Source organism: Endozoicomonas sp. (genome assembly GCF_031844845.1).
In the GTDB taxonomy this organism is placed as follows: Bacteria; Pseudomonadota; Gammaproteobacteria; order Pseudomonadales; family Endozoicomonadaceae; genus Endozoicomonas.
In genome coordinates, this window is sequence record NZ_JAVRMB020000204.1 from 1 (window position 1) to 3,375 (window position 3,375).

4 protein-coding genes and 1 pseudogene are annotated in these 3,375 nt (G+C 45.8%); 3 read left to right on the forward strand and 2 right to left on the reverse strand.

Annotated elements, in window-relative coordinates; all coding sequences use genetic code 11:
- The first annotated feature begins 224 nt into the window (after positions 1-224).
- A complete protein-coding gene (locus RM811_RS10545) occupies positions 225-1,505 on the forward strand; it encodes an HlyD family type I secretion periplasmic adaptor subunit (RefSeq protein WP_402523796.1) in 1,281 nt (426 codons plus the stop codon).
- 26 nt (positions 1,506-1,531) lie between these two features.
- On the opposite strand, the gene RM811_RS10550 is transcribed toward RM811_RS10545, so the two are convergent.
- The gene (locus tag RM811_RS10550) at positions 1,532-1,759 is read right to left on the reverse strand and encodes a hypothetical protein (protein WP_402523798.1); all 228 of its coding nucleotides are present in this window, start codon (positions 1,757-1,759) and stop codon (positions 1,532-1,534) included.
- A gap of 478 nt (positions 1,760-2,237) precedes the next feature.
- Between RM811_RS10550 and RM811_RS10555 the strand changes: the two genes are divergently transcribed.
- Entirely contained in the window at positions 2,238-2,585 is a 348-nt protein-coding gene (locus RM811_RS10555) for a DUF4156 domain-containing protein (protein ID WP_402523801.1), read from the forward strand.
- 226 nt (positions 2,586-2,811) lie between these two features.
- Positions 2,812-3,078, forward strand: coding sequence for a hypothetical protein (locus RM811_RS10560; RefSeq protein WP_402523804.1), 267 nt, complete (start codon positions 2,812-2,814; stop codon positions 3,076-3,078).
- Between the two features lie 101 nt (positions 3,079-3,179).
- On the opposite strand, the pseudogene RM811_RS10565 reads toward RM811_RS10560, so the two are convergent.
- Positions 3,180-3,296: pseudogene (locus RM811_RS10565) on the reverse strand (aspartate racemase); the annotation flags it as partial.
- Positions 3,297-3,375 lie beyond the last annotated feature (79 nt).

Below are 3,375 nucleotides of genomic sequence, written 5' to 3' on the forward strand. Positions count from 1 at the left end.
CCGACTGATGTGGTAATCACCCTGGGCAGTGGTTATGTCCAGCAGTGTTTTTTCACCCAGTTCAAACTCTTTGTAATAGAGGTCAACAATTTCCCGGTTGGTTTCCATTGCCCGGTCATTGACCACCTTTTCATCCATAAGCTTTAAGGTTGAGCTGAGTCCGGAACGGATCAGCGTAACGAAGTGATCATCAAAGTAGTGGAAAAAGAAGTGGAGAAAGAATCATGAAACCATTGCTTAATCGTATGCAGTATCGATTCTTTTCCCGCTATTCCATTATTTTTACCATCAGTTTTATTATTGTTTCCTTCCTGATCTGGTCTTCCATTGTTGAAGTTGATGTGGTGGTGAAAAGTAATGGCAGAGTGTCTACCTATGGCAACCATCTGGTGGTTGAACATCTGGAAGGAGGCATTCTCACCGGCTTGCATGTTACGGAAGGGCAGCGGGTCAACAAAGGAACGGTATTGTTTACGGTGATGAATCCAACCCTGACGGAAAACAGCAGTATTCTGAAGCAGAAGCTCAATGGCATGGTGGCCAAAGCACAGCGACTGTACGCGGAGATGACCGGTGAAGACCTTACCGCCACCATTGAGCAGATGGCGCAAGATGATGAGTCTTATGGAAATGAGCTGAACCTGTATAAAAAGCGAATTAAAACACTCAATGGACAGGCTGCTATTGTCCATCAGCAAATCAACAAGGAAGCAGCCCAGTTATCAGAGCTTGATCAGGTCATCAAGGATATGAATAACGAGCGAGCAGTTGCCCAGCAACAGTTGGATATTCTGTCTACCCTGCTGCGTGAGGGAGCCGGATCCGTGCAGAATCAGCTGGAAAAGAAGATGGTGCTGTTGAAAATTAAAACCCGAATCAACCAGTCTTTACGGCAAATTCCCATTGTCGAAGCCCGGCTGTCGGAGTTACGACTGAAGAAAGCCAAGCTGGTGACCGATTTTCGTGAAGAAGCACAGCACGATTACAACAAAACCCGTCAGGATCTTGTCCAGATTCAGGAACAGATTCGCTCTTCCCGGGAGAGAACGATTCGTAAGAACGTCACCGCACCGGTGACCGGCACACTGCATGATCTGCATGTCAATACCATTGGCGAGGTAGTAACGCCGGGGACGGCTCTGGCAAATATTGTACCTTATGATGCGCCCCTGATGATTGAGGCGATGGTGATTCCTCAGGACCGTGCCAAGGTCTGGCCGGGTCAGGAGGTCAATGTCCGGGTATCCGCTTATGATTACACCACCTATGGTTCCCTGAAGGGTAAGGTGATTGAGGTCAGCGCTGATACTTATAAGGATGAGGTCACCGCAAAGCCCTATTACAAGGCCATGATTGAAACGGATAACAGTGGGTTTGATGAAAGCAGTCAGTTGATTCCCGGAATGACGGTGGAATTAAACATTCTTGGGGGCAAGCGCACGCTACTGGGCTATTTGTTGGGTCCATTGTCTGAAGCTTTACGGTTTACGGCAACGGATACTTGAAATCTCGCTGTATTTAAAAACTGTATTTAAAAAAACGATGTATCTATTTGATGGTGAACCTCTCTCTCCTTTTCAGCCAGTTTATCCATGGCTTTAAGGTGGCATTGGGGATTATCAGAACAATAGAAGAGGGTAAAATAACGAACTCTTTTGGCATCAAGTGGAATCATAAGGCAGGATAATTGTTCCGGTAACTGGGCAAGGCCACATATTTCGCAGGAACCAAACTGCAGATATTTGAAAGCTCTTGGCATAGCAATAAATAGCCTGAAAGTGGACGTCGAAAAGACGTTGGTAAAGTGAACCGTAAACCATCGGGTATGACGCTATTAAGATAGCACTCACTGTTTATCTGTTTCTCCTGGTGACAATAGACAGTAACAAGTACTCAAATATATAGATTTTGTAAATATGGTTTTCGGGTTACAGCCATTGGTATTCGTGAGGAAATGTGGAGTTGGCATGCAAAGTGGTTGTTATATAAGTAGAAAGGGATTGAAAGGAAGCAACTCAGTACCGGTTCCAGGAAGGAAGCACAGGCCAAGGATGGCCGCCCCAGGGAAATAATAAAAATAACGAGGAAGTACCAAGATTAATGCCCCGCCAGTCGGGGCATCGTTTTATCTGCGACATGCTCTGCCAGAAATCCCCCATTCAAGTGATTTGCACTTATTCTCTTATCCGCGATTTTCCCTATACTTCCGGCATTTCTCGTCTGACTGATAAAATCCTATGAATATGAAAAAATGCCTTATTGGGCTGATGATGTTGTTGAGCCTGACGGGCTGTATTACCTTCCCGACGGAAGAGTCTGGCAAGGTTCAGGTGATCTGGGAAGAAACGGATGGTATTAAAGGCTGTGAGTTGAAAGGCACCGTCTATGGCTCGGAAGGCCATTTCTACGACTACTGGCTTCACAGTGACAAGAATATGGTCTGGGGCACCATTAACCAGATGAGTATAAAAGCGGCGGGTATGGGGGCAGATACGCTTTATCTCTATCAGCCATTTGGTTTTTTGAGCTCAGTGACCATGATGGCGAATGCTTATGATTGTGCCCAGAACGAGGCCAGCGAATAAACGCATCAATTTTATAGAGAGCATCTTACATCACAGATTCCCTGACTTATCCCCAGGGATTACTCTCCCCTTGATGGATGGATTGCTTACACCCGGATCTGAAACAGTGCCTATTATTAAAAAAGGAGTATAAAAAGTAAGGGGTAGTTTCGTGATTCCGTTCCGCTATATTTTTTCCATTACAGCCGTTTTCTTTCTGCTATGTAATCAGCCAGCTCATGCAGTTATGGATAAGCGCGATGCGCAGTGCCATCACTCGGCCATGGGCTTAAACTCGATCCGTTCAGCTTTTCAGAAGTGGGAAAATGGCCGTAGACATCCTGAAGCCAACCGTGAGTTGGCTCCCAAAGCACTGGTAGAGCATTACCGGAACTGGCAGGAATACAACAAAATACCTGCTCATATCCGGAAAGAGAAATCCGCTCAGGCGATGATTCAGGCCTTTCGTCACTGGCATGACAAGTGGCTGATGAAGTCAGAAAATCAGTGTTGAGTTGAATGGGGTGCCGTTTATATTTCTTGTTATGGCTTGCCTGGGATAATCCCTAACCCTTTCAGGATAATCCGGGTTAATGTCTCAGTTGTCTGGTCATCATCCACTGATTCAAGGGTTTGTTTGCCCAGTGCCTTCTTAATCCCTTCATTCAACAGTCGATAGTAATAGGCTGTTGATTCCCAGCTCATGCCGCCCAGTAATCCAATAGTTCTCATTGCTTCCTATCTTCGGGCTGAATAATCCCGGTTACGATCATATACTGCGCCAGATAGTAGGTCAGCATAATTGCAACGC

What these genes read in the sequence shown, in the direction of transcription:
- RM811_RS10545 (WP_402523796.1), top strand. Translation starts at nt 225, where the DNA reads ATGAAACCATTGCTTAATCGTATGCAGTATCGATTCTTTTCCCGCTAT.
- RM811_RS10550 (WP_402523798.1), bottom strand. Translation starts at nt 1,759, where the DNA reads ATGCCAAGAGCTTTCAAATATCTGCAGTTTGGTTCCTGCGAAATATGT.
- RM811_RS10555 (WP_402523801.1), top strand. Translation starts at nt 2,238, where the DNA reads ATGAATATGAAAAAATGCCTTATTGGGCTGATGATGTTGTTGAGCCTG.
- RM811_RS10560 (WP_402523804.1), top strand. Translation starts at nt 2,812, where the DNA reads ATGGATAAGCGCGATGCGCAGTGCCATCACTCGGCCATGGGCTTAAAC.